A 25,712-nucleotide genomic window follows, 5' to 3' on the forward strand; every position below is an offset into this window, starting at 1 on the left:
AAAGCAATCAACGCAACATCGAAGGCGAGTCAATCCAAAAGTAGACAGACCAGCTGTCTCTAAACAAACCCGGAGTACTCTGCTTCCTTAAAGAGCCGCGAACCTGACCTTCGAACAGGTATTGAGTTTCTTCTCCACGGCCCTCTAGGACACCTTGTTCCTCATACCAGCCACTGGGGTTTTCACCAAGACATTGATTGATAAAACCCTGAGCCTGCTGATATACCTGCTGCGCCGTTTCCTGATCAGGATAAGCCTCATTGCAGACATAGCTGTATTTATCACCCCATTGCCATACCTGACAGCTGTTTTCTATCAGCTGATATCGGCTCTCCCAGAGAGTGATCTTGTTTTTATAAGACGGTCGATAACGAATGCTCTCAAAGTTATTATTGCTTTTACTGAACAGGGTAGAAAGCGACTGACAATCTGCCTGACCTGCTTCAGATGAGGGGCTTGTTGTTGATGAATCTTTTGTAGCGAGTGAACTACAACCAGAAAGCAAAGCCATCAAAAAGCTCATAAAAACGAACTGTTTTCCCACATGCTTTCCAGAAACAGTCTTCCAAAACATTCTTTCTCCTCCTTAGAGCAAGCCAAAGTAGTGCTTACGATCGTTAGAAGAGTATAGGGAGGGAAGGAGAAAATAAATAAAAAATGCCGGTATGCTGAAAAAGCAGACCGGCATTTCTGATTTACTTAGATAAACAGATATTCTGCTTAACTTACACTAATGTCAGAACTTATAGTTTAGCTGTGCACCAATGATATGGGATCCACTGCTATAGCTGCCTGTAATGGTTCCCAGGGCAGGACTTGGATCATTTGGACCATCATACTTCTGCTCAGTAATAGCTCCATCCTGAAGTTTCACGTAAGCATAGGCTAAGTCAACGGACATATTTTCAGCAGCTTTCCAGTTTGCACCAAGGGTAAACCAGTTGCGGTTTGCATCCGGGGAGCGAACAGTTCTGTTCTCATCATTCACTGGAGATTCATCGAACATATAACCTGCACGCAATAACCATTGGTCATCCAACTGATATGAAGTGCCCAGAGACAGAGCCCAAGTGTCGGTCCAGTTCATCGGGACATAATACTCAGAAGATGAATCCTGAGCGTTCATCACGTTGAATTCCTCAAACCGGCTCCAGCGTGTCCAAGTCACATCAGCCATGACCGTCCATTGCTCATCAATTTTGTGAGTAACACTGGCCATCAGCTTTTCAGGCATAGTAATACTTAACTCTACACCCTTGACTCCATTTGGCACTAAACCAGGAAGAGGAGAGTTCTCAATGGTGTAATCACCTTCCAGAGTGAAGTCCAGCTTTGAGTGGTAGGCCAGACCAAGAGAGGTTTTTTCAGACACATTCCAAAGTGCACCAATATTCCATGCAATGGTATTATCATCACCTTCAATGGTTGCATCAGCATTAAATGGACGGCTAGTCAGCTCACCTTTTACATGAGAGCCAATCAGACCAAAGCCTACAGCAAAATCATCAGTGAACTTGTAAGACATCGTTCCCTGAAGGTTTATTACCTGCACGCTTGTCTTATCACCAAATCCAGCGCCAATCCAGTCATTAGCATAATCAAGTTCAATACCATATGGAGCATAGCCAGCCAGACCAAAACTCCACTTCTCATCAACTGGCATTACAAAATAGCCAAAAGGAACGAAAGATGTTTTCTGGAAGTCTTTGGTAGAACCATCACCACGGGTTGTATGAGTACCAGTAAACTCACCACCTTCCAAAATAACATCCGCACCCGCAGAAATCTGACGACCATCTACAAAACTAATACCCGCAGGGTTAGTTGCAGAAATAGATGCATCAATGGCGTTTGAAGCACGGCCAGCAAAGCCAGTACCCAGATAGCTGGCAGACTGTTCATTGATACCGTAACCGGCGGCCTGAACAAAAGAAACCTGAGATGCCAGTGCAATAGCAGTGGCGAGAATGACCTTGCGGCTGAGCTGAAACTGCATAATACCCTCAAACCTGTGTGATTCTGATGAGCCTTCATCAGAAGCGCATTAGGCGCTTGTATAAAATTTGCTGGCGATCATACAGAGGCTTTTTAGACAATTCTGTTATATTTTTGTTTCAGAATAAGAAAGGTAAGTAACCACCAACAAATAACCTGCGGGTAAAAATAGACATTAACCCGCATTCTGGCAGCAGACTTACAAACTCACATACAATGCCTAATCCGCCGCCCGTTTAGTAGCTACTGCGTAACTGCTAGTGATTCAACACCTGCCCCAGAAATTTACGGGTTCGATCTGAACGGGGGTTGCTGAAAAACGCTTCCGGTGGTGCCTGCTCAATAATCTGACCTTCATCCATAAAGATCACTCGATCTGCCACCGTCCGGGCAAAACCCATTTCGTGGGTGACGCAAAGCATAGTCATCCCTTCTTGGGCCAGCTCGATCATGACATCCAGCACCTCTTTGATCATCTCCGGATCAAGTGCAGAAGTCGGCTCATCAAACAGCATCACTTCCGGGTTCATACAAAGGCTTCGGGCGATGGCTACGCGCTGTTGCTGTCCACCTGAAAGCTGACCGGGGTATTTATTGGCCTGATCAGGAATCCTTACTCGCTCCAAATACTCCATTGCCACCTTCTCTGCATCCTTCCTAGACTGCTTACGAACCCAGATCGGTGCCAGGGTGCAGTTCTCCAAAATGGTAAGGTGTGGAAACAGATTGAACTGCTGGAACACCATCCCGACTTCACGACGGATGGTTTCTATATTTTTCAGATCATTGGTCAGACGGGTTCCGTCTACCACAATACTGCCTTCCTGATGCTCCTCAAGACAGTTGATACAACGAATCAATGTTGATTTACCCGAGCCCGATGGGCCACAGATGACTATCTTCTCACCCTTACTGACGTTCAGATTGATATCCCGAAGAACATGAAACTGCCCGTACCATTTATTCAAACCACTGATTTCAATCAGAGTGGATTGGTCGATTCCAGACTCATGCTGAATATTAAACTCAGCCTGCTCATCTTTTTTAATTGAATCTTTTATAGCCGAGCGATCAAGTAATTCGTCCATAAGATTAGCGCCCTTGATGTAATTGTTGTTCGAGTCGCTGGCTGTACTTTGACATGCCATAACAGAAGATCCAGAAAACAAATCCGGCAAACAAATAGCCTTCTACCGAGTTACCCAGCCAGGCAGGATCATTCAACCCCGCTTGAATAATGGCCAGTAAATCAAACAGGCCAATCACCAGCACCAGACTGGTGTCTTTAAACAAAGCAATAAAGGTATTTACAACGCCGGGGATCACCAGCCTCATAGCCTGTGGCAGGATAATCATGATCATTCCCTGCCAGTAGCTAAGCCCGAGGCTATTGAACGCTTCAAACTGACCTTTGGGAATGGCCTGTAATCCTCCGCGAACCACTTCCGCCATATAGGCTGACTGGAACAGAATGATGCCAATAAGTGCCCTGAGTAACTTATCAAATACAACTTCTTCAGGAACAAACAACGGCAGCATAACCGACGCCATAAACAGTACGGTTATCAGTGGAACACCACGCCACAACTCAATGTAGGCAGTACACAACGACCGGATCACTGGCATATTTGATCGGCGTCCCAGGGCAAGCAGAACTCCAAAGGGTAATGACGCAATCATTCCACACAAGGCCAGCAGAAGCGTCAACATTAAACCGCCCCATTGATGTGTCTCTACTTTTTCCAGGCCTGGAAGATCACCGTAAAGGAGAAACCAGGAAACAAACGGCATTAACAGTAAGCTATACCCCAGCACCCACTGTTTACCCGGTGTCCCCTTTAACGATAGCCAGAGAACAAGCACCGCTAATTGCGCAAAAAAGAGATTTGGCCGCCATTGATGTTCTGCGGGATAAAACCCGTAGATAAACTGATCTAACCTGGCAGTGACAAAAGCCCAGCAGGCACCCTCCCGGTTACAGGCATTGCTATCAACGCCAAACCAGGTCGCATCCACCAACGCCCACTGCACCAAAGGAGGAATGGATAAAAAAAGACCATACACGATCAGCAACGTCGCTACGGTACTTAAAGTACTTGCAAACAGATTATTCCTGATCCATGCCAATACACCAACAGCCATGACCGGTGGTTCTCGGGCAGGAATCATTTTTAGTTCGTGATTCATCATGATTCTATTCTCCCACCCTTTATCGCTCTATCAGCGCCATGCGCTTGTTATAGGTATTCATTAACAGGGAAACCGTTAAGCTAATGGTGAGATAAACGGCCATGGTCATAGCAATCACTTCGACTGCCTGCCCAGTCTGGTTCAGCGTAGTTCCAGCAAAAACGCTCACCAGATCGGGATAACCGATGGCGGTTGCCAGTGAAGAGTTTTTTGCCAGATTCAAATATTGATTGGTCAAAGGCGGAATAATGACCCTCATCGCTTGAGGAATCACGACCAGTGATAATACCTTTCCAGGCTTTAACCCCAATGATGCGGCGGCTTCTTTCTGGCCCTTCTGCACAGACTCTATGCCTGACCTCACCACTTCTGCAATAAAAGCAGCGGTATAGATCGTCAGAGCCAGTAACAAGGCACCTAATTCAGGGATAATCGCAATACCACCACGGAAGTTAAATCCTTTTAACGCTGGGGTATCCAAGGTCAGAGTTGCTCCAGAAAGCCCCCATACTACAGCCGGAATGCCCAATAACAGTGCAGTCATCCATAAAGATGCACCAGGAATGGGCTTTCCGGTATCAAGTCTTCTCATACGGTTTTTCAGCCTGAAGAGTAAAGTCAGGCCAATGGCAACCAGAACACTGACCATTACAGGCAGAAGCCCCTGTTCAATAATAGGCTTGGGTAGAAAGAGACCGCGTAAGTTTAAAAATATCGAGTCCCATAGTGCATAACTCTGTCGGGGGTGGGGTAATGCAGCCAGAACAGAGAAATACCAGAAAAGAATTTGCAGCAATAATGGAATATTACGGAAAGTCTCAATGAAAACAGAAGCCAGTCTGGCTAATAACCAGTTAGAAGAGAGACGGGCAATACCCACCAGAAAACCAAGAATGGTGGCAAAGAAAATACCCAAGCCTGAGACCAATAAGGTGTTGAGTATGCCGACCACAAAGGTTCGGCCATAACTGTGTGATTCGTCGTATTCAACCAGAGACTGAATAATACCAAAGCCAGCCTCTTGAGAGAGAAAATCGAAACCGGTACTGATCCCTCTGTGCTCGAGGTTGTGCATAGTATTACTGATCACCCAAATAGCCAGCATGACAATGATCAGTACCACAGCTCCCTGCATTAAAAGGGGTCTGAATGAAGCATCACGCCAGAGCCTCAGAAGTTCTCGTAAAAAGCGCGGCGTTGAATTGGCTTTATGGGATACGTGCTTAGGATCAGTCACGACATAACGTCCCTTTTCTTATTTTTGCCAAAAGAGGAAAAGCCCTCACTCCAGTGCTTAGCACAGGAATATCGAATCATCGACAGACTCAATACTTAAGGCCAGATAAAGCACTCCTGCACAAAGCACAGGAGTGGGATGATTACAGAATCAACGGAAAGGAGGAGCGTAAAGAATACCGCCATCGTTCCAGAGTGCATTGAGACCTCGCTCAATCTGCAGCGGAGACTCAGCGCCTACATTACGATTAAAGATCTCTTCGTAGTTCCCTACCTGCTCAATAATACGGAGTGACCAGTCATCATCAAGAGCAAGCCCTTTACCTTTAGGGCCATCAATACCCAGCAGGCGACGAATATTAGGATCAGAAGACGCCTTTTGCGCTTTTATGTTGTCAGAGTTAAGCCCCAGTTCTTCACCATTAATCATGGCGGCCAGGCTCCACTTAACAATATTGAACCATTGGTCATCACCCTGACGAACAACAGGCCCGAGAGGTTCCTTCGAAATCACTTCCGGCAGAACAACTGCAGAGTCAGGCTTAGACAGGCGAACCCTCAAAGCATACAGCTGAGATTGATCGGAAGTCAGTACATCACAGCGGCCAGCATCAAAGCCTTTTGCAGTACCATCGGAGGTATCAAATACCACCGGCTGATATTCCATATTATTAGCACGGAAATAGTCGGCAAGGTTCAGTTCACTGGTCGTGCCGGACTGAATGCAAATGGAAGCACCGTCCAACTCTTTAGCACTCTTCACACCCAAGTCTTTTTTCACCATGAAACCCTGACCATCATAGTAAGAGACACCGGTAAAGTTGAGACCAAGAGATGCATCACGGGTCAGCGTCCAGGTAGTATTTCTGGAAAGCACATCAATCTCACCCGACTGAAGCGCGGTGAAACGTTCTTTTGCTGTAAGCGGAACAAATTTAACCTTGCTGGCATCTTTCAATGTTGCCGCAGCCACTGCACGGCATACATCAACATCCAGACCACTCCATTGCCCCTTGTCATCAGGGTTGCTGAAACCGGGAAGGCCGGTACTGACACCACAGGAGAGATAACCTTTTTCTTTAACCGATTCCAGAGTAGCCGAAGCACTGGCCACCTGAGCCAGACCAGCTGCCGCAAATGCGCCCAGCACCGCAGCTGTTTTCAGACTTTTCAGCATGAGAACCATCCTTCATGTTGTTGTTATTTTTTTCAGCACGCAACTTTTCAGTACAATCCATCTGCAATCCTTGGCGTGCTTTTAACTCATGGCTTATCAACCATACCTGCAAGGAAAAGCTCTAGCAACCATCAGGCCAGCCTTACCTATTCAAACCTTACAAAGAAAGTCCAACTGGGACTTACCGTAGCGACTATCAGTTGTGTTAAACTGCCGTCCACTTCGATAACCACCCAGCGATAAGTCTTCAAATGTCTCAAAGAATCAGCGAACACTACAAGGCCATTATTGAGTCCGTTGGTGAAGATATTCACCGCGAAGGTCTTAGAGATACGCCGCTTCGAGCTGCCAAAGCAATGCAGTACCTGACCAAAGGCTACACTCAGACACTGGACGAAATCGTTAATGGTGCCGTGTTTGAGTCTGACATCAGTGAAATGGTGGTGATCAAGGACATTGAACTGTATTCCATGTGTGAGCATCACATGCTGCCGTTCATTGGTAAGTGCCATATTGGCTATGTACCCAGAGGCAAGGTACTGGGCTTGTCCAAATTTGCCCGCATTGTCGATATGTATGCCCGACGCCTGCAGATTCAAGAAAACATGACTAAGCAGATCGCCGACGCCATCATGGAAGTGACCGATGCCAAAGGTGTCGCAGTGGTGATTGAGGCACAGCATATGTGCATGATGATGCGCGGTGTAGAAAAGCAGAACTCATCCATGACCTCTTCGGTAATGAGAGGTCTGATGAAAGATAATCAGCCTACCCGGGAAGAATTTCTGAGATTTATTCGATAACCTGAGTCCCCACAACTGGGATCAGTTCTGTAACAGGCTGGATGAGATCGACTTCACTATCCTCATTCAGCCCCTTGATCTCTCCAAAATTATTATTAAACCCACCCCTTTTTCTTTCATACAGAACCTGATCTGTGACATCAACAAAACTATGCTTTTTATTTAGAAACCTGACAATACCAGCAGCATGAGCCCTACCAATAATAACTACCATATCCGAATCATCAGGCCTCAGACTAAAAGTTTCAACTATATTTCGAGCCATCAATTCATCACGATAATCCATCATCCAGTGAAATACAGGAAAAATATAAGGTGAAACCCCTGATGTTAATTCACCAAACAGACCATAAGTAGCTCCTTTATAGCTAAGATAAATAGACTGAAACTCTAAATAATTAGATACAACATAGACGGTCCAACCCAAATAAATCAAAGGGGAGCTTGGTAGCGAATTAAGATAAGTTGAAAAAGTTGTAGAAGAGGCTCCTGACAAACCTATTAAGATCATAGCAGGAAGATAGCTGACATTTGCAGCTGTTACCATATCACTTCCTCCAGCCTCCAGCATAACATTTACTTTATCAGCCATCTGAGGATTATCTGGAGTAACGGTTACTGAGCCATCTTTTTCATAACACTGAATAAAATACCCTTTACCTATTACCGAGCAATCATCAACTGAATAGCCTCTGCTTATACTGGAAATTAAAGTAACGATCTGGTGTTGTAGAAAAAGTCGAAAACGGTTCAAAGGTTCTATCGTCGATGCAGCTAAAGGAGTTTTAAAAACAAATCCTTCAAAGCCTCGCAGGGATGAAAGTGATAATAGTTCACTCTCCCTGCTTGCTGCCATTTCAGACTTCACAAAGTTCTGTCCAAACAGAACAACTGCTCTAAAAATGCCATCAACTTCTCCATACAAAACACGCACATGATAATCATCAGTCCCTGAGTACTTTAATAACTGAATACGATCATCTCCAATAACGTTAACCGTATCGGAAACTGATGCATGAGCTTGTAGCACGCCCATGAGAACAAATAAAATTAAAAATGCTCTTAACGCATATATAATATTCATTGCGGCAATTAAAACCATTGTTCAAATGAGTGAAACATACCTGTTTAGACAGCTTATTTTTTAAATATATCCTGCCAACGGTTTAAAAAACATATAGTTTATTTCTACAAAAAAATAAAAAGTAAATAATAAAAACTTAGCACGATGATCACATTGAAAAATACATGAAGAAGACATAAAAAAACCAGCATACGCTGGTTTTTTTAAGCAGGCGCTTTTTAACTCCAGTCCAGAATTACTTTTCCAGACTGCCCTGACCCCATGATTTCAAATCCCTTCTCAAAATCATCAACCGGAAAACGGTGAGTAATTACCGGAGAGATATCAAGGCCAGACTGCAGCATGCTGGTCATCTTGTACCAGGTTTCAAACATCTCTCGACCATAAATACCTTTGATCACCAGACCTTTGAAAATCACCTGATTCCAGTCAATCACCGTATCACTGGCAGGAATACCCAACAGTGCAACTTTGCCACCGTGATTCATATTTTCCAGCATCTGCTCAAATGCACGACCATTACCAGACATCTCAAGGCCCACATCAAAACCTTCAACCATGCCCAACTCAGCCATCACATCTGTAAGCTCGGTGTTGGCAACATTGACCGCACGGCTGGCCCCCATCTTAAGGGCAAGATCCAGTCGGTATTCATTTACATCGGTGATAACAACGTTACGGGCCCCCACATGCTTACAGATCGCTACTGCCATAATACCAATAGGGCCAGCACCAGTAATCAGGACATCCTCACCCACCAGATCAAAAGAGAGCGCGGTGTGTACGGCATTACCAAACGGATCGAAAATCGAAGCCAGCTCATCACTGATGTCATCCGGAATAGGGAAAGCATTCACCGCAGGAATTACCAGGTATTCGGCAAAGGCTCCATCGCGATTAACGCCCACACCCACTGTAAAGTTACAGAGGTGACGACGACCGGCACGGCAGTTACGACAATGACCGCAGGTGATATGTCCTTCACCGGATACTCGCTGGCCGATATCAAAGCCGCGAACGCCTTCTCCCATGTCTACGATTTCACCGACAAACTCATGCCCAACGTGCATGCCCACAGGAATGGTCTTTTGCGACCATTCATCCCAGTGGTAGATATGCATATCAGTACCGCAAATAGCGGTCTTGCGAATCTTGATCAGTACATCGTTGTAACCCACTTCTGGCTTGGGATGGTCTTCCATCCAGATTCCGGGTTCTGCTTTGCTTTTGGCTAATGTCTTCACAGTTTCAGTTTTCTCAATGGGCTCACTATTCAGAATAGCAAGCCTTCTTTTAGTAATATCAGTTGATTACGCCAAGTTCTCGGCCAACCTTAGCGAAGGCGGCAATAGCTTTTTCCAGATGCTCTCTGCTATGGGCTGCAGACATCTGAGTACGAATTCTTGCCTGTCCTTTAGGTACCACAGGGAAAGAGAAACCAACCACATAGATGCCCTCTTCCAGCATACGCTCGGCAAACTTCCCGGCAAGAGAAGCATCGCCCAGCATCACTGGAACGATAGGGTGATCGGCACCGGCCAGAGTAAATCCAAGCCTGGTCATTTCTGAACGGAAGTATTCTGCGTTGTCACGCACTTTCTGGCGGAGTTCACCGCCTGAGGCCAGCATATCAAATACCTTGATAGAAGCGGCAGCAATACTGGGAGCCAGAGTATTAGAGAACAGGTAAGGACGTGAACGGTTACGCAACCAGTCAATTACTTCCTTCTTACCCGTGGTATAACCACCAGACGCACCACCCAGTGCTTTACCCAAGGTTCCGGTAAGAATATCCACACGCCCCATCACACCACAGAACTCGGGTGTTCCAGCACCTTTTTCACCAATAAAACCAGTGGCATGGCAATCATCAACCATGACCAGGGCACCGTATTTATCCGCCAGGTCGCAGACTCCCTTGAGGTTGGCAATAACACCATCCATTGAGAAAACGCCATCGGTAGCTATCAGTTTGGTTTTGGCGCCTGCCGCATCAGCAGCCTGTAACTGCGCTTCCAGATCAGCCATATCGTTATTGGCATAACGAAAACGCTTGGCTTTGGACAAACGGACACCATCAATAATACTGGCGTGATTCAGGGAATCACTGATAATGGCATCATCAGGACCCAGAATGGTTTCAAAAAGGCCGCCATTGGCATCAAAGCAGGAAGGGTAAAGAATGGTGTCTTCCATACCCAGAAACTCGGAGATACGGGCTTCCAGATCTTTATGAATGGTCTGAGTGCCACAGATAAAACGAACAGAGGCCATACCATAGCCATACTGATCCAGCCCCTGCTTACCCGCTTCAATCAGCTCTGGTGCATTGGCCAAACCCAGATAGTTATTGGCACAGAAGTTAAGTACTTCTTCACCTGTCGTCACCTTGATTTCAGCCTGCTGCTGGGAGCTGATCACCCGCTCTCTCTTATACAGCCCTTCCTGCTTCAGTTCATCCAGCTGCCTGCGCAGCCCTTCATAAAAATCGGCCTTCATTGTGGCTCCTGTTTCAGTATTAACGCCCCGTCTCTGAGCATCCGCAAGTTAACAGCCTCTCCGGCCACCTGAAGATAAACCCCCTTCAAGTACAACCAGAACTACTGAAAATCCCAATAACAAGGGCATAATTGCGGTTAAATCAAAGGCTGTCAGACCAATGTATACGGCTTATTTGCCATCAGCCTGATTATTGTAGATGATTGAACCAATAGTGGATCAGTAAGGCGCCCCATTGAACAGGCATTTGTACGTATTATCATCAAAATGTGCAGATGGATCTGTATAAGCATACACTTTATTGACAGGCTCACTGCTGTAATCTGACACTTGGTCTAAAACAGGATAACACTCCTCCCTTATCTTTATGGATTTGATCACTTTTTTAGAAAGTATAAACGTTGCTTAAACCTTAACTTTTTACAATAGTAATAGTTCGTTGCATCAAGCAGTGTTTATAGTTGAAGAAAATCAGTTAAAGATAAAAAATCCAAAAAGCTATCACTAGCAGTAAGTAGCTTTTAATTTTATATAAATATCAATAATTGAACTTATACAATAAAAAATCATCTAACTAAAAGTGGCTTACATATTAAAAATATTTCCAAACCTGAAGCCAGGATATTTGCAACATATAAGAGTTAAAAAATTGAAGACAGAAGTAACAACTCCAGAAGTTAAAGGCACATGGACCCATGAGCCAGCGCACACTTCTCATCAACCACCAGTTTCATGCCCGGAAGAATTAAACCTGTCAGGAAAATTTGCTTCATCTCTCCGTTCATGCACGCGGTGTGGAGATGAGGCAACGAGGCAAAAGATTGCCAGAGATTCCCTGCTCTTGTCAAAAACAACATTTGATTACTGCCTACTAGACCGAGAGTTACTTACAGTTACTGTTACACCTCTTCTCGTGGCACAGGTAAAGAAAGATCTTTATATTGAAAAGGTTCTCAACCTAGCAGAGACAGCTTCAAAAGAGGCAATGCAAGCAATAACCATAAGTTCTACTGGACTAAAGGCAACAAAGTTTAATATTCATCCAGATAGGCTATCGATTTATCAGAAAACATCCTTAAGTGATGCTGAAGCACTAAAAGCCAAAGTTCATGGAAAAGGAAAACTCCAAATGGGTGCCGATCTCCAGCAAGCACTGGAAGAAGCTAAAGGAAGAAAAAAAGAAATTCTTCTTAAACAATGGCAGCAGGCCATTAAAAGACAAAAAGAAATTGGATGGAAAGAGATGCACACTATCCAAAAAGATGCCATCAATTACAAAATGGGAAATTGTGAAGTACAAGCGGTAATGGCTATTAATAATTTCAACAAAGGACTAACCCCCCGTGAAATACCTGTCTTCAAAATAGAAGCCAGAACTTGCAATGACTTATTTATTGGAGAAGAGCATGTTGTAGGGGTGGTATCAATTTACCCCACATCAGGGAATCGACTAATAGCGCGATTTGTCATGGATCCTTGGTCAGGCCATTGCTTGCCTATTAAAGAGGTAGCATCATGTCACCCAAAAGTAAGATTAAACCCTGATTACCAATAGATAGAATATTCGAAGAAAAGCATTTATCTCTCTCTTACACCAGTTACTTCATACTTTCATGAAGCAGCTGGGTATGAGAAGAGTAAAAAATGGCAGCTATTCAGCAACCATTGCCCCAGCACAGCCATTTCTAAAGACTTTGATCTCTGATAAATCCAGCCATAAAAAGCACTGGCAACAAACACCAGCCCCATATAAGGCAGGCTTGCTGGGTAGTGAGCAATACTGTGTATAAGTGCTGGTAGAATAATGGCTACCGCTGTTCCCCAGCCATCACCACCCAAGTGACGGATCAGCATGCTTTGTAAAAAACCTCGGAGGAGCGCACCTTCCGCAAGCGATGTAATCAGCAGATTATTAAGCAGAAACAACCAGGCAATTTCTGGCCAGGCTGGCTGCCAGCGGATAAATCCAGTAGAAAGTGCCAGCCCAATCACCACCACCAGCATTAAGCCGATAGGCAATAACGCAAGGCTTGATGCCTGATGCCATTGACGCCCAGTCTGTAACAGAGAAAACGCGATAGGTTGCTTAGGGTTCATAAAGAATAGCAACACCGCCAGAGCAGGCCATGGTTTATCCGCATTCAGATAAAGAGTAAACGGAGTTGACCCTACTTTGACTGGCTCATCATTCCAGACCAGCACATTATGAAACCCGGGAGCAAAATGCTTTTCGAGTAAAACCGCTGCGGCTAGAAACAGAAAACCCGTAAATAGCCAGCGAAGCCATACCGCCTGAACCATAGACAGTCGCCATGCCGAAACCATCATGATAATAATCAGTGGCAGAGCTTCGAAAGTAATGACATCCAGTCCGTAGCCAACCGCAAAAGAGATAGCAGCTAAAAGCCAGGTCGTATATCGAGGCAGACACCAGCAACTCACCAGTGTCAGCATCAGCAAGACAGGAACAACGCTTTGAGCAGGAAGATACATTGGATTCAGCGACTCGGTCTGGAACGAAGCAGCGTCCCGGCCAGGGACGCTGTATTTCTGATTCCAACAACTATAGTCGCTTTTGGGGAAGAGTTTCTGTGAAGGCCTGCTCGATCAGAGAACTATTCAGAAACGGTTAATGAAGCGACAATTTTATCAACCACTGAGTCTGCAGTTGTTCGTTCAACAGTAGACTCCTCTGCCGCAATCAAAACAGCCACTTCAGCCTTTGCTAAAACCTCAGCCTTCAATATGCATTGCTCATCATCATCATTAATAACAAATGGATAGTAACCACGATCAAACAGCTGTCGCTCAATAAACTCGGCCTGCTGTTTGGCGACTTTAAATACACCACCCTTTTGACCCAGCCGCAGTTGCCGGTGTACGCTGGATACAGAGTCGAGCTCGCCCTTGCGCTCATTACCCCTGCGTACCATACCTGCAGCAACCGTTGCATTTGTCAGCCGGTCGATAACAATAAACGCACCGGTTTGACGATTGCGCTGATAATTATCCACCGGGACAGGCTTGGTTAACCGCAAATGAGACAAGGCTATTTCATTCAATGCCAGCTGGTCCGCTGGATGATGGTCAAGAGAGTTGATATCGACCCGGTGCTCAATACTCACAAAACTGCCTGAAACCTGTCCAGCCGGGAACTTGAGCTGATACTGTTTACCCAGTGTCATTGGCTGTTCCGCCATCCAGACCAGATCCACATCCACATCAGCCGAAACCACAGCGCTACTATCGCTGTGAACCAGCATATCACCACGGCTGATATCTATCTCATCAGTCAGGGTCAGGGTAACGGCCTGGCCGGCATGAGCTTCGGCTAAATCACCATCCCAGGTTACAATTCGCTCAATGGTACTGACCTGACCTGACGGTAATACCTTGATCGACTCTCCCGGCTTAATGGTGCCGGAGGCCAGCGTTCCTGAGAAACCACGAAAATCAAGATTAGGACGATTTACATACTGCACAGGGAAGCGGAAATCATCCAGGTTCCGATCACGGGAAATTTCCACATTCTCCAGAACCTCCATCAATGTATTGTCACGATACCACGAGATGCGGCTGCTTCTGTTGACAACATTATCGCCTTCCAGCGCGGAAATAGGCACAAACTGCACATCACCCAATGTCAGTGGCTCTGCGAAGTCTAGGTACTGGTTACGAATCTCGTCAAAACGCTCTTTACTGAAGTCAACCAGATCCATTTTATTAATAGCCACAACAATGTGTTTTATGCCCAGCAAACTGGCAATGTAGGTATGCCGACGAGTCTGAGTCAGTACGCCCTGACGGGCATCAATCAGGATAATCGCCAGGTCGCAGGTGGAGGCACCGGTTGCCATATTCCGAGTATACTGCTCATGTCCGGGCGTATCGGCAATGATGTATTTACGCTTTTCTGTTGAGAAATAGCGGTAGGCCACATCAATGGTAATGCCCTGCTCACGCTCTGCCTGTAAGCCATCCACCAGAAGAGCCAGATCCAGCTTTTCCCCCTGGGTTCCTACACGTTTACTGTCGTTTTCTACCGCCGCCAGCTGATCTTCATAAATCATGCTGGTGTCGTGCAAAAGACGTCCAATCAGGGTGCTTTTACCATCATCTACACTGCCGCAGGTCAGAAACCTAAGCATCTCTTTGCGTTCGTGGCGGCTCAGGTACTCTTCGATATCCGTAGCAATAAGTTCAGATTGGTGTGACATCAGAAATACCCTTCCTGCTTTTTCTTTTCCATGGAGCCCGCACTGTCGTGGTCAATCACCCGGCCCTGCCGCTCTGAGGTTCTGGTCAGGAGCATTTCCTGAATAACATCGGTCAATGTATCTGCTTCAGACTCTACGGCACCGGTTAATGGGTAGCACCCAAGCGTTCTGAAGCGCACCTTGCGCATCTGAGGCTCTTCACCGGGATTCAGCGGAATCCGGTCATCGTCCACCATAATCAGGTTGCCATCACGCTCCACAACCGGACGCTCTTTAGAGAGATAAAGCGGTACAATTGGGATCTCTTCCAGATGGATGTATTGCCAGATATCCAGTTCTGTCCAGTTAGACAGGGGAAATACCCGAATACTCTCCCCTTTCTCTACCTGGCTGTTATAGATATTCCAGAGTTCGGGTCGCTGATTCTTTGGATCCCAGCGATGGTTTTTATCCCGGAAAGAATAAACGCGCTCTTTAGCACGGGACTTCTCTTCGTCCCTGCGGGCACCACCAAAAGCCGCATCAAATCCATATTTATCGAGCGCCTGCTTAAGCGCCTGAGTCTTCATCACATCAGTGTGTTTAGCACTGCCATGGGTAAATGGCCCCACGCCCTGTTCCAATCCCTCGGGGTTCGTGTGGACCAGCAGCTCAAGCCCCAGGTCTTTCACCCGCTGGTCTCTAAACTCAATCATCTCCCGGAACTTCCAGGTGGTATCCACATGCAATAAGGGAAAGGGGGGTTTACCGGGGTAAAAGGCCTTCATGGCCAGATGCAGCATCACTGCTGAATCTTTGCCGACGGAGTACAGCATGACAGGGTTTTCAAACTCGGCAGCCACTTCCCGGATGATGTGGATGCTTTCCGCTTCCAGCTGTTTTAAATGATTGAAGTGTTGATCCGACATGCATTTCGACCCAAAGCGAAGTTATTGTTGTGCTCTAAGTGAAATACTATCAGTGAAAAAAGAATAATAAATTCAATATGTAGATCGTTTTTATATATAAATATATCGCTTAACGCTCAGGACAATACCTATTAATAGTTCCAACCAAGCATATAATTTCTAACTAACCACTTGAACCAAAAAGATTTTTATATTCCCAAACCGTCTTTATCGACAACAATTACAGGCTGTCACCCTCAGCTTCTGTCCATGTCATCACCGTTTTCCCCGATTTTGAGCCAATTCTGACCGTTGAACCAATATAGAACCATCATGTCAAATCCATAAGACTCAAGACACTGGATGTCTCTTATACCTGAAGAAAATCTCAATAAATCATACATATAGGGATGTTATACGATGAACAATCAAGGCCCGGTACAGTCTATACCCGTAGAGCAACAGCTAGCAAAGCTGGAGCCATTGGATTCTACTCGTTCAGCAAAAGAGAAAGGAATTACCAGCTTCTCAGGAAGAGAAGTGAAGGTCGCACTTATTGCAAGCCTCCCATTTCTACTTGCAGGACTGTTAACTTTACTGACCTCATTTTTTCTCCCTCTGGGCCTGGTCTTTGGCTTAGTTACCGCAGGCTATTTCACCGCAAGTACTATTGCTTCAGCCACAATTTTTGGTAAAACACTGGTTGATCGAAGAGCTAAAGAAAGGTCAGCAGACAGCGTGCTTCCTTATATAAACCAGAGCCCTCTGCCAAAGACGTCTGGTAGCTCTCCAAGCCCTTCTTATCCAGACCAGACATATAGACTACCTCCTGCCAACATGGAAAAACAGGAGCTTCCAAGCTTCCCCTTAACCAATCAGAAGCCTCATCCAACCGTAGCTTCCGATCAAAAACCACCATTGAACCAACGCTCTCTCCCGGCACAGGTCGACGATCTTCCTGACAGCCAATGTTCACCAGCAAATACTAATAACTCTCCTCAGATTTCTGGGTCTGCTGCTACAACTCCCAGGGTGTCGCCTCAAAGTGATTCATTGCCAGAGTCTGTACGAACATATTTTCCTTCATTACGAGGCATCAACCAGCCAGCAATATCTCATCAGTCAGATATCAAAAGTGAAAAAAGCATAGATACAAGTGACGTAAAGACGGACAACTCATCTGAAGAGGCTATAGCGGATGCAATTTTAGAAAGCCTGCTACTGGAAATAGCGATCTCAACCTTAGCAGAAACTGCTGATTCAATTTCTGATGAAGTCTCAATTTCTGGTGATTCAGCTTTTGATGTATCAAGTACATCATCGCAAAGTGAGCGGAGCTTCTCTTCTGACTATAATTCTCCATCTACATCTGATAGCAGTGACCAGTCAGAGTCCGAAAATAATGATGATGTCCCACTGGATTTAAGCGTAAATACTCTTGCTACTACCTCTATCTCTTTTCAGCGGGATAACAGACAAACAGCAACATCAGATAGTGACAGCTTACGAGTCAGGGCTATTAACCAGCTCCATGATTCTGGTGATCAAAAAGAACGATCAAACTCAAACCGTAGTACTGATGAGTCAGCTTCCAGCACTATGGCTGATGATCACCAACCTACCAACCTGAGTCAGAAATCTACAGAACAACCGATAGATGCTCATAATCTGGCACATTATGAAAATGATTCTTTAACTCTGGAAGAAGACGCTGATAATACAGTACCACCAGTGATATCCAGTGAGCCTTCTCTCGCAGAGCAGAGCTTCCTGCCTGACGACAACTCTCTGGCTACAACTGATAGTCTTTGGCAACCAGAGTCCGATGGTGACAACGATCATGCCTCACCAGATTCCAGCATAAATACCTTTGCGATTCCCCCTGGCACTCTTCTCCATGACCAGGAGGAACCAGCAACATCCGATAGTGGCAGCTTACGAGTCAGGGCTATTAACCAGCTCCATGATTCTGGTGATCAAAGAGAACAATCACACTCCAGCCATAGTACTGATGAGTCGGCTTCCAGCACTATGGCAGATGATCAACAACCTACCAAGCTGAGCCAGAAATCTACAGAACAACCGATAGATGCTCATAATCTGGCACATTTTAATAATGATTCTTTAACTCTGGAAGAAGATGCTGATAATACAGCACCATCTCTGGAAATCAGGGAGCCTTCTCCAGTATTAGAGAAGGCAAGCACCGAAAGACAACAATCCGATATTTCTGAAGATTTTGGACTACCAGAGACCTTTGAAGAGCCTCTCATTAATGATGACCTGGATGAAGAAAAGCTATCTGCAGATGAAGAACTTTCTGTTTCCTCATCTGGCTTGCCAAGTAGAGTGGTACAAACGGCATCAACAACTCAAACTCCGTTATCCATAGCGCCATTAGACGATACGGCTCCAGAAGCTTCCAGAAAAGCAGAAAATGATGCTCTTCAAACTGAAAAGAAACGAACGGTTAAGCGCGAAATAAAAGTTTCATCACAAACAGAGTTACCACTCTATAAAACACCGGTATCACTGAGGCTGGGTTTCAAAAGCCGCAAAGCGGGTGACTCTGAATTAACCAGACCGTTCCAGAATAAAATAGCATCCGGCATAAGCAAAATGCCTGCTGCTCAAAAAACACCACCGAAAACTATTACCAGAAAAGCGATTCCCCTACCCGACGCATCTCTACAAAAAGGAGCTCACAAAAGTAGTTCAGCCCGGTTAAACCAACAATTAATGCTTCAAAAACAGCCAGAGAAAACGGCGATTTCCGATATTGTGGAAAAAGAGGCTAAGGTCGCTTTTCAAAGCACTGATACCCGCACTCTCTCAGCACCTGATCAACAGACAGGAGAAAGAGTGCCTGCACTCGCTTCAGATAGCCTCACCTCCCTCTCGGAAAAGCCTATAACAGAAAGCAGAACTCCCACCTCTCTGGCTAGAGCATCTGAAAGACAAGTTACGCCTATAGGTCATAGCAATATAAACCCTTTTGCAGGCGGTAAAGCCTTCAAATTCAATGGACAAGCCAAAGATATAGGCTGCAGGCTTCAGCTACGCCTTACACCTGAAAATATTGGCCAGAGCTCTATCGAGCAACCTGCCTTTTTTCTTAAAATTGAAGAAGATTTAATACCACCTGCCACCAGTGAGCATTCCAGTTCAGCACTGGCTATTACGACCAAAACTCATCGTCATTTAAAAGTAACTATATTAATTAATTGGGATAATCCATCATCCTCAACCGCCATTACAATAAACCGTCAGGTAACACCTGAAGTTTTTGCCGCATTGTGTGCTCAGTTAAATAAAAACGAAGCCTTCGTCCTGCCTGTTGACAAAAGCCAGCTATCAGCACTTCAGTCAGAGCAACTGCTTGCATTAGAAGGTGCCCATGCACTAGAGGAGCCGGGTAAGGTTACAGAAATGAGCACTGTTGAAAATTCAACAGAACCCTTTTTCAGCTCGAACCAACCAATTCTTGCGCCAAAAATACCAACGAAGCCCCCGGTGGAAGAGCTTTCATCCTTCAGTCAGCCTGAACAGCCTGAAGCTGTTGAGTATCAGCCTGCCTTCAGTGGAACTTTGCCAGCTAAAACCGCTGATGAAACGAACCTTACAGTTTCTAAACTCTACAGCGACTGGAAGAGCTTTCCTGTAGAGGAACGGTTATCAGTATCCAAACAGCGAGTGATCAGCACCGGCAAACCTGCCACAAATAAAGAACCACAGCTTCAGTTACCCATCACAGAAGAAATCATTCATGGGAGCTTTGAAAACTTAAAGGAAGCACGGAACAAGAGCCTGCCAGAAAGTACGCAAGCCATTGCAAGCAGGCAAGGAAATAGAGACCTATACAGCACGGCTGAAAAATCAAGGGTATGCGCTCACACACCACTATCAGCAATTTTCAGTGGCTCAGAGAGAGTCAAACCAATGGCAGTGAGACAAAAGCCCAATGAACTAACTCCTAAAGTCTCAACGCTGCCTGATTTTGAGAAAATGAAGGCATCTGCCAGTAAAGTGCAAACAGAGCTTGATGCAAAAACCATTCAGATACCTTTCTTCGCCTTGAAAGATGCTTCAGGCAAGAGCCTGAAAAACGACACATCTGGCCCTCTTGATAAAACAGCCTCATATCACGCATCATCCAGGCAGGTTTTACCCTTAACAGGTGAAGGTACAATAAGTACTTCTGCCCTAGAGGAGCATGCATCACTATCCGGTGAAACAACAAATGTAAAAAACAGCCAGACTGAAACACTAACTGTAACCACTGGCGCTGAAGTCACTTCATTCAGTGCTGAAAAGCCTGTAATAACTTCAGAGGAGATTGTATCTGCTGCACACCAAGCTCAAGGTAAAGTATTAGATAATGGTATTTATCTGACAACGCTACCTGAAGAAAGGATAGTAAATCCAGCGACTACTGAAGAATCAGCACCGGACAAACAGCACTGGGAAGAAACAGTGTTGGATAATGGTACTTACCTGACAACATTACCTGGAAAAGAACCATCAAATCGGGCTGAGCCTATACCATCGACAGATAAGGATGGATACGAGGTACCAAGAACTCAAGTTCAATTCCCGCCAGAACCTGAAGGCCGGCTTCCTTTGATGGTGGAAGAAGATAAATACGATGATGATGGCATTTATCTGAAACCACGCTCTAAACAGGATCAGCCACTGCCTCCCATTGAATTACGCAGGACCTCAAACAGCATCGAGGATGGCTACAAAGCTCAACTAATAACAGGAGCAGGAGCATCGCACGTACATATTCCGCAAACATCGCCGAACGAAAACGATGACTACGAAGTTCCAGTTCAACAGGGTACATCTCATGTGGCCGTTGAAAATAATTCTTCCGATGATGAAAATGAATACGAAGAGATTCTTTCATCTCGAATAGAAGCCCTAAAACAAAAAGCGGACACATTAAAACAAAATAGAGTTTTAACAGGAACAGAAACCGTTTCAGAACAAACTCATTTAAAGCTTATAGAGATACTGGTTGAAAAAGGCTTTACCGAAAAAGAAGCAAAACGTCAGACGCCCTTGTTTTGTATCTTTGATGATGTCATCGCAATCAATGGCATTATGCAAACAGAATTTTTCAGTGAGAAATCTAACGCGGCTTTTAAAGGCATAAGCCAAGCGTTGATTGACTCAGGACAACCGGTAGACAAAGCATTTGCTATAGCCCATGCCATCGTTAGAGATGCCAAGAAAGAATATAAAGCAGAAACAGATAAAAACTGGAAGAGAAAAGCAAGAAACCTTCTTAGAAGCAATAATGCAAAGAAAAAACTTTTTAACGATTACTTACCAGAAGCTGCCCGTAATCAAGGGATAGTGATTACTATCAAGGGTTCAGCTTTCACGGTTCATACTAAAGATGAAAACTTGACTCCAGCAGTGCTTAGGCCAAGTTCACCCGGTCAGGTAAAGGCTTCAATACAGGAGCGACCTTTGCCACCGCCTCCAATAGCTGCAGCCTCAAGCACTTCCCAAAACGAGCTTAGAGTTATTCACAGTGAGTTACCTTTGGCTGATTCTCACAAAAATACATACACTGACGATAGCGATGGAACTTATGAGTCAATTAATTCTCAACCACCGGCATCAAGTGCTTCTGATACGCTAGATGATGGCTATCTGGCTCCAACCCCCTTTAAGGACACAATGCTTGATCATGATACCTCTTACCAGGGCAACACGTCTGTGGTTCAAAGCCCCTCATTTATTCCAGTAAATCAGCCTTCAACATCGACTGATAATGGGCTCGATGCACTGGTGCCCTTCCCATCTGTTCATGAAGACTTTGAAACAAAGCACTTTTACCATGATCCAGATTTGTTGGCATCACCATCAAGCGATTCTGAAGATCTAGAGAATATTGATCATCAAGTCGATGATACGCTGAGATCTCTTAATAATTCACTAGAACGAAATGCCTCACTGGTTCATCCAGAAGTGGCTGAACAGCAGATTTCAATGTCAGAAGAAGGCAAGCAGAAACTGGTAAGACGCCTCCTGGAGAAAGGGTACGAGCCGAAAAAAACTGAGCAAATAATATTATTAGCTCTTGCAAATGGCTCATCTGATGCGACTCAGCGCATTTTGCGACAGAAGTTTGCAAAGGAAAAATACAACCATGCATGCAAAATACTGGAACAACGGCTACTCCTGTCAGGCACTCCTGAAGATCAAGTTTATGACACGGCACAACAATGGGTTCTTCAGGCTAAATTAGCTTATGAAGCAGCGACTTCAGGTGCAAAAGGAAAACTTAATTATCCTACGGATAAAAGCAGGAAAAAATTATTTAATGAAAAGTTGTGTGATATTGCACATGAAAATGGTTTAGCGTTAACAGCCAACCACCTGAAACATCGAGATACAAAACTCTCACCTTCAGTGAAAGGGAAAGAAAAGTCGGAAAAATTAAAAAATGAAGACACAGCTTCATCACATGATGATTCATTTGTAATGGTCAAGCCAGTAGTGTCTGATGAATACAGCCTCAAACATCGCTATTTATCATCACCCCTATTTTCTCCTGAAGAAACTAATAGCAGAAGGACACACCATTATCGGCCTCTAGCTGACTGCCTGAATGACAGGTCACAAGAAGAGAAGAGAATTCTTACAAAAGCAACACTTAATCGTGAGCAGCTAATTAATCAGCTCAGTGCGGATATAGGCAGAAACTCTGTTGAAGCAAGGCTAACACTGAATGGAACAGATTATTATCATCTCTCTGAGTCCACACTGGGCAATGGACTTACCGATTTATACGATGTCTTCTTACAGAGGGCAGGAGTAGCTAAAAAACCACAACGACAGCATTTACTCGACATTATGCTCGATTCTACCCACCAGGGAGCTTACGCCGCTCATCAGGATTTATGTAATAACCTTGCTAACAAGCATGTTGATGACCTTCATAAGAAGTTTGAAATTGTCCCTGAATCCATCCTACTGACAAAACCCGCTGACTGGATGTTCGTTGAAGGAGATGAGCATTCACGCGCTTACGTTGTAAAACCTGACTGTAGTCATCGCTGTGTCTACTTCAGTCTTGCTCCTGACAGGGAAACACTAACGATACGGAAAGTTTATGAAGCGTCTCTGAGTCTGGTCAAACTATCCAATGAGAAAGAAGTTTCAGGCACTTCCAAGGGAGTCCGTATAGAGACTCAATATACCCTGGGGCTTCATGATGATTCGAAGAATAATGTAGATTTGGTTACAGCAACCGAAATCTCTGGCATGCTAGATCAAGGCTCGCCACAGGCTCCTGTTGTCTTACTTGACAACCGTCAACATGGATCCATCAGGGAAACAGAGTATTTAAAAAGCTCACTGTCCGATGAAGCGTCTTCCTCTTCTTCTGCGGGAACCCCACAGGCATATTCCGAAGAGAACACTCCAGATTATCTGGATCCAGTGAGTCCTCATTACATGCCACTGGAACGTGAAGGTTCTCAGGAAAGCGATGATACTTCTGTTGACTGGGCGGAAGAGCCATTTTATGAAGCTGTAACAACTACAGATACATTAGATCGGAAATCTTTGGAAGAAAGCCGTAACATTCTATCAAGTCTGCGAACTACTGACGATCATACCAGCTTGACTTCTTCGCCCTTTACTTCGATTGAGAGAGCTTATGAGATAGTCGCTTCACCAGAAGAAATCTCTAAATTCAAGGGTACATTTGAAGCTTTACAAAGCAAAGTTCATGAACTTGAACCAGTCATTCAACAGATGACACTTGTCAAAGCCAACTATGATCTTGCAGACTGGCATTTAGCTGGCTTTGCTCATGAATTAGAAGGTTTAGAGAAAAGCCCTGTTCCTGGCAGTACTCCGGATGGTGAAGCATTAGCCCGGCAAATTGGTGAGATGAAAAATGAAATTGCCAATTGGAGCCGGCATATTGAATGTGCAAAACAAAGTGACTTCCGACACATCAATAACTATACACACCTAGTGAATCGTCTATTTGATATTGCAGACTCGGTTCTTGAGAAATTTCCGGATAAAAGAAACCAGAAAATCAATTTGCACAAAAAGCTTAAAGAAATTGAAACGGTTAAAAGCCAAGAAAAAGACAAGAGCAAAGATAAGGTTCAGTTAACCCCAAATGAGCTTCTTTATAAATTAAAGCAACGCTATATGCTGCATAGCACAGGTGCAGGCTATGTAAAAAATACTGTTGGGTACGTTTCATCTTTAGCCTACTTCATAAATGACATGATGATACAGCTAGATCTGGAGGCAGCCTATGAACAAGCAACGATTCAACGGCTTGCTGCAGACACAAAGCCCTTCATCATAGAGCAATATCTGAAAGATGATGAGGGTCAATGGCATCATGTTATTCATGAATACACACCCGCACCTTATCTGGATTATAACGGTTCCGAGCCATTTGAACTTCCTTATGCAGGGAGAGCAGCGCCCTCAATGGAACGTGATACCAAGCATGCAGTCAATATGTATGCCTATAAAATGACGGTTGATGGCAAGATTGTCGATCAGTATACTCGGGTCGGCACCCCTTACGCGCATATGGAAAGTCGTAAAGAGGATATTCAGACAATCTCATGTCAACGCTGGCGAGAAATACTGGTCAACATCCTGGTAACTGAAAAGAAAGAAGAGCTCGACAGGATACTTGCCGGCTCGGATAGTTCAGCTGAAATCGAACTTCCGATTGCATATACCAACCTGATGTCTCCAGACGGATTCAGGACTCCTGAAGCAAAAGCACTGCTGAAAGCTTTTGGTAAGAAAGAGCTTGCCAAAAACCTTGATAATGAAAGAGCCTGGATCATGAATATCCATAAAACAATGGAAAACCTTCATCAGGTGCTTGATGAGCAGGGGCAGCTCGTTGTCATGTGCAATGACGTTCCAAAAAAAGTAAAAGTCAAACTACAACCATTTATGTTTGTTACCCCGTGTAATCAATTAGCTTTCAACCGGGTCTTCGATCCTTTTGGTGGCCTATGGAAAATAACTCATGACATCAACAAAGAAGAGTTGAAAAAGCTCACTGGCACAAAAGGCACCTATGGCGGCTATTTAAGTCAGAAAATGGATAAACTGACTGAAGATGAAAAGAAAGAAGCTTGTGAACTTACAGACTGGCTCTGGAAACATGTTAGCTCAAATAATAGCTTTGAATTCGGTATAAAAGTACGCCGCTTACTATTTATTCTGAAGGTGTCCAGAATGCTTGGCTGTAAAAGCAATAAAGATCGCACTGGTCGGGTTTGCGTAAAAGATCAGGCATTAAAAACCAGTGCTACCTACAAAGATCATAAGGGCAAAGACTGTTCCAGCCAGAAAGCACAGGAAATAAGCTCTAAACATGAGTCTTATCAGATGGTTCACGGTGGACATGTACACATCCAACAATATTGTACGGGTGTTCCCGGTTCTAAAATTGATTCAACCGTCAAGGGTGGAATTGATAAGGTGTTTGACGTCATTCTACGACAAAATATCATTCCGACTCATATGACTGTCTATGATGGCGAAATATAACCTTTCTACATAAGCTGAGTGCTGAGTTTTAGCTGAAAAGCTAAAACTCAGCACTCTCAG

Annotated in this window: 17 protein-coding genes; 4 read left to right on the forward strand and 13 right to left on the reverse strand. The window is 44.7% G+C overall.

From position 1 onward, the window contains the following. Positions 1-7 precede the first annotated feature (7 nt). The 6 genes from GV64_RS20795 to GV64_RS20820 form a co-directional block, all read right to left on the reverse strand. The gene (locus GV64_RS20795) at positions 8-574 is read right to left on the reverse strand and encodes a hypothetical protein (protein WP_020581723.1); all 567 of its coding nucleotides are present in this window, start codon (positions 572-574) and stop codon (positions 8-10) included. A 162-nt stretch (positions 575-736) separates the two neighbouring features. Further along, positions 737-1,996: an OmpP1/FadL family transporter gene (locus GV64_RS20800; protein ID WP_020581724.1), complete on the reverse strand. Its 1,260-nt coding sequence runs from the start codon at positions 1,994-1,996 to the stop codon at positions 737-739. A gap of 256 nt (positions 1,997-2,252) precedes the next feature. Further along, positions 2,253-3,143, reverse strand: a complete 891-nt coding sequence (locus GV64_RS20805; protein ID WP_282706013.1) for an amino acid ABC transporter ATP-binding protein — start codon at positions 3,141-3,143, stop codon at positions 2,253-2,255. Continuing rightward, entirely contained in the window at positions 3,088-4,182 is a 1,095-nt protein-coding gene (locus GV64_RS20810; protein WP_026258145.1) for an amino acid ABC transporter permease, read from the reverse strand. The genes GV64_RS20805 and GV64_RS20810 overlap by 56 nt, the downstream gene beginning before the upstream one ends. A gap of 22 nt (positions 4,183-4,204) precedes the next feature. Next, a complete protein-coding gene (locus tag GV64_RS20815) occupies positions 4,205-5,359 on the reverse strand; it encodes an amino acid ABC transporter permease (protein WP_407919930.1) in 1,155 nt (384 codons plus the stop codon). Between the two features lie 213 nt (positions 5,360-5,572). Continuing rightward, a complete protein-coding gene (locus GV64_RS20820; RefSeq protein ID WP_020581728.1) occupies positions 5,573-6,598 on the reverse strand; it encodes an amino acid ABC transporter substrate-binding protein in 1,026 nt (341 codons plus the stop codon). Positions 6,599-6,849: 251 nt separating this feature from the next. On the opposite strand from GV64_RS20820, the gene folE reads away from it, so the two are divergent. Next, entirely contained in the window at positions 6,850-7,401 is a 552-nt protein-coding gene (gene folE / locus GV64_RS20825) for a GTP cyclohydrolase I FolE (RefSeq protein WP_020581729.1), read from the forward strand. Here the strand turns inward: folE and GV64_RS20830 are convergent. The 3 genes from GV64_RS20830 to GV64_RS20840 all read right to left on the reverse strand — a co-directional run bounded on the left by GV64_RS20830 (position 7,391) and on the right by GV64_RS20840 (position 10,984). After that, positions 7,391-8,485, reverse strand: a complete 1,095-nt coding sequence (locus GV64_RS20830; protein ID WP_152554140.1) for a TraB/GumN family protein — start codon at positions 8,483-8,485, stop codon at positions 7,391-7,393. The two genes, folE and GV64_RS20830, sit on opposite strands and share 11 nt — an antisense overlap. 218 nt (positions 8,486-8,703) lie before the next feature. Continuing rightward, entirely contained in the window at positions 8,704-9,729 is a 1,026-nt protein-coding gene (gene tdh, locus GV64_RS20835) for an L-threonine 3-dehydrogenase (RefSeq protein WP_026258147.1), read from the reverse strand. A 58-nt stretch (positions 9,730-9,787) separates the two neighbouring features. After that, positions 9,788-10,984: a glycine C-acetyltransferase gene (locus tag GV64_RS20840; RefSeq protein ID WP_020581732.1), complete on the reverse strand. Its 1,197-nt coding sequence runs from the start codon at positions 10,982-10,984 to the stop codon at positions 9,788-9,790. A 625-nt stretch (positions 10,985-11,609) separates the two neighbouring features. On the opposite strand from GV64_RS20840, the gene GV64_RS20845 reads away from it, so the two are divergent. Then, entirely contained in the window at positions 11,610-12,539 is a 930-nt protein-coding gene (locus GV64_RS20845; protein WP_152554141.1) for a hypothetical protein, read from the forward strand. Between the two features lie 56 nt (positions 12,540-12,595). Here the strand turns inward: GV64_RS20845 and GV64_RS20850 are convergent, their stop codons facing one another. The 4 genes from GV64_RS20850 to GV64_RS25380 all read right to left on the reverse strand — a co-directional run bounded on the left by GV64_RS20850 (position 12,596) and on the right by GV64_RS25380 (position 17,070). Continuing rightward, positions 12,596-13,477, reverse strand: coding sequence for a CPBP family intramembrane glutamic endopeptidase (locus GV64_RS20850; protein WP_020581734.1), 882 nt, complete (start codon positions 13,475-13,477; stop codon positions 12,596-12,598). 122 nt (positions 13,478-13,599) lie between these two features. Continuing rightward, positions 13,600-15,201, reverse strand: coding sequence for a sulfate adenylyltransferase subunit CysN (cysN, locus tag GV64_RS20855; protein WP_020581735.1), 1,602 nt, complete (start codon positions 15,199-15,201; stop codon positions 13,600-13,602). Continuing rightward, a complete protein-coding gene (gene cysD, locus GV64_RS20860; protein ID WP_020581736.1) occupies positions 15,201-16,109 on the reverse strand; it encodes a sulfate adenylyltransferase subunit CysD in 909 nt (302 codons plus the stop codon). Before cysD ends, cysN begins: the two co-directional genes overlap by 1 nt. A gap of 694 nt (positions 16,110-16,803) precedes the next feature. Continuing rightward, positions 16,804-17,070, reverse strand: a complete 267-nt coding sequence (locus tag GV64_RS25380; protein ID WP_157236948.1) for a hypothetical protein — start codon at positions 17,068-17,070, stop codon at positions 16,804-16,806. Between the two features lie 513 nt (positions 17,071-17,583). Here GV64_RS25380 and GV64_RS26165 point away from each other — a divergent pair. Both GV64_RS26165 and GV64_RS20865 read left to right on the forward strand, forming a co-directional pair. Continuing rightward, entirely contained in the window at positions 17,584-17,718 is a 135-nt protein-coding gene (locus GV64_RS26165; RefSeq protein ID WP_269078674.1) for a hypothetical protein, read from the forward strand. A 401-nt stretch (positions 17,719-18,119) separates the two neighbouring features. Beyond that, positions 18,120-25,652 (forward strand): inositol phosphate phosphatase SopB, encoded by a 7,533-nt coding sequence (locus tag GV64_RS20865; protein ID WP_157236952.1) that lies wholly within the window; start codon positions 18,120-18,122, stop codon positions 25,650-25,652. Positions 25,653-25,712 lie beyond the last annotated feature (60 nt).

This window comes from Endozoicomonas elysicola (assembly GCF_000710775.1).
In the GTDB taxonomy this organism is placed as follows: domain Bacteria; phylum Pseudomonadota; class Gammaproteobacteria; order Pseudomonadales; family Endozoicomonadaceae; genus Endozoicomonas; species Endozoicomonas elysicola.

Bases quoted from the DNA above. Each gene is read 5' to 3' on its own strand.
- GV64_RS20795 (WP_020581723.1), bottom strand. From the start codon at position 574: ATGTTTTGGAAGACTGTTTCTGGAAAGCATGTGGGAAAACAGTTCGTT.
- GV64_RS20800 (WP_020581724.1), bottom strand. From the start codon at position 1,996: ATGCAGTTTCAGCTCAGCCGCAAGGTCATTCTCGCCACTGCTATTGCA.
- GV64_RS20805 (WP_282706013.1), bottom strand. From the start codon at position 3,143: ATGGCATGTCAAAGTACAGCCAGCGACTCGAACAACAATTACATCAAG.
- GV64_RS20810 (WP_026258145.1), bottom strand. From the start codon at position 4,182: ATGAATCACGAACTAAAAATGATTCCTGCCCGAGAACCACCGGTCATG.
- GV64_RS20820 (WP_020581728.1), bottom strand. From the start codon at position 6,598: ATGCTGAAAAGTCTGAAAACAGCTGCGGTGCTGGGCGCATTTGCGGCA.
- folE (WP_020581729.1), top strand. From the start codon at position 6,850: ATGTCTCAAAGAATCAGCGAACACTACAAGGCCATTATTGAGTCCGTT.
- GV64_RS20830 (WP_152554140.1), bottom strand. From the start codon at position 8,485: ATGAATATTATATATGCGTTAAGAGCATTTTTAATTTTATTTGTTCTC.
- GV64_RS20840 (WP_020581732.1), bottom strand. From the start codon at position 10,984: ATGAAGGCCGATTTTTATGAAGGGCTGCGCAGGCAGCTGGATGAACTG.
- GV64_RS20850 (WP_020581734.1), bottom strand. From the start codon at position 13,477: ATGTATCTTCCTGCTCAAAGCGTTGTTCCTGTCTTGCTGATGCTGACA.
- cysN (WP_020581735.1), bottom strand. From the start codon at position 15,201: ATGTCACACCAATCTGAACTTATTGCTACGGATATCGAAGAGTACCTG.
- cysD (WP_020581736.1), bottom strand. From the start codon at position 16,109: ATGTCGGATCAACACTTCAATCATTTAAAACAGCTGGAAGCGGAAAGC.
- GV64_RS20865 (WP_157236952.1), top strand. From the start codon at position 18,120: ATGGCAGATGATCAACAACCTACCAAGCTGAGCCAGAAATCTACAGAA.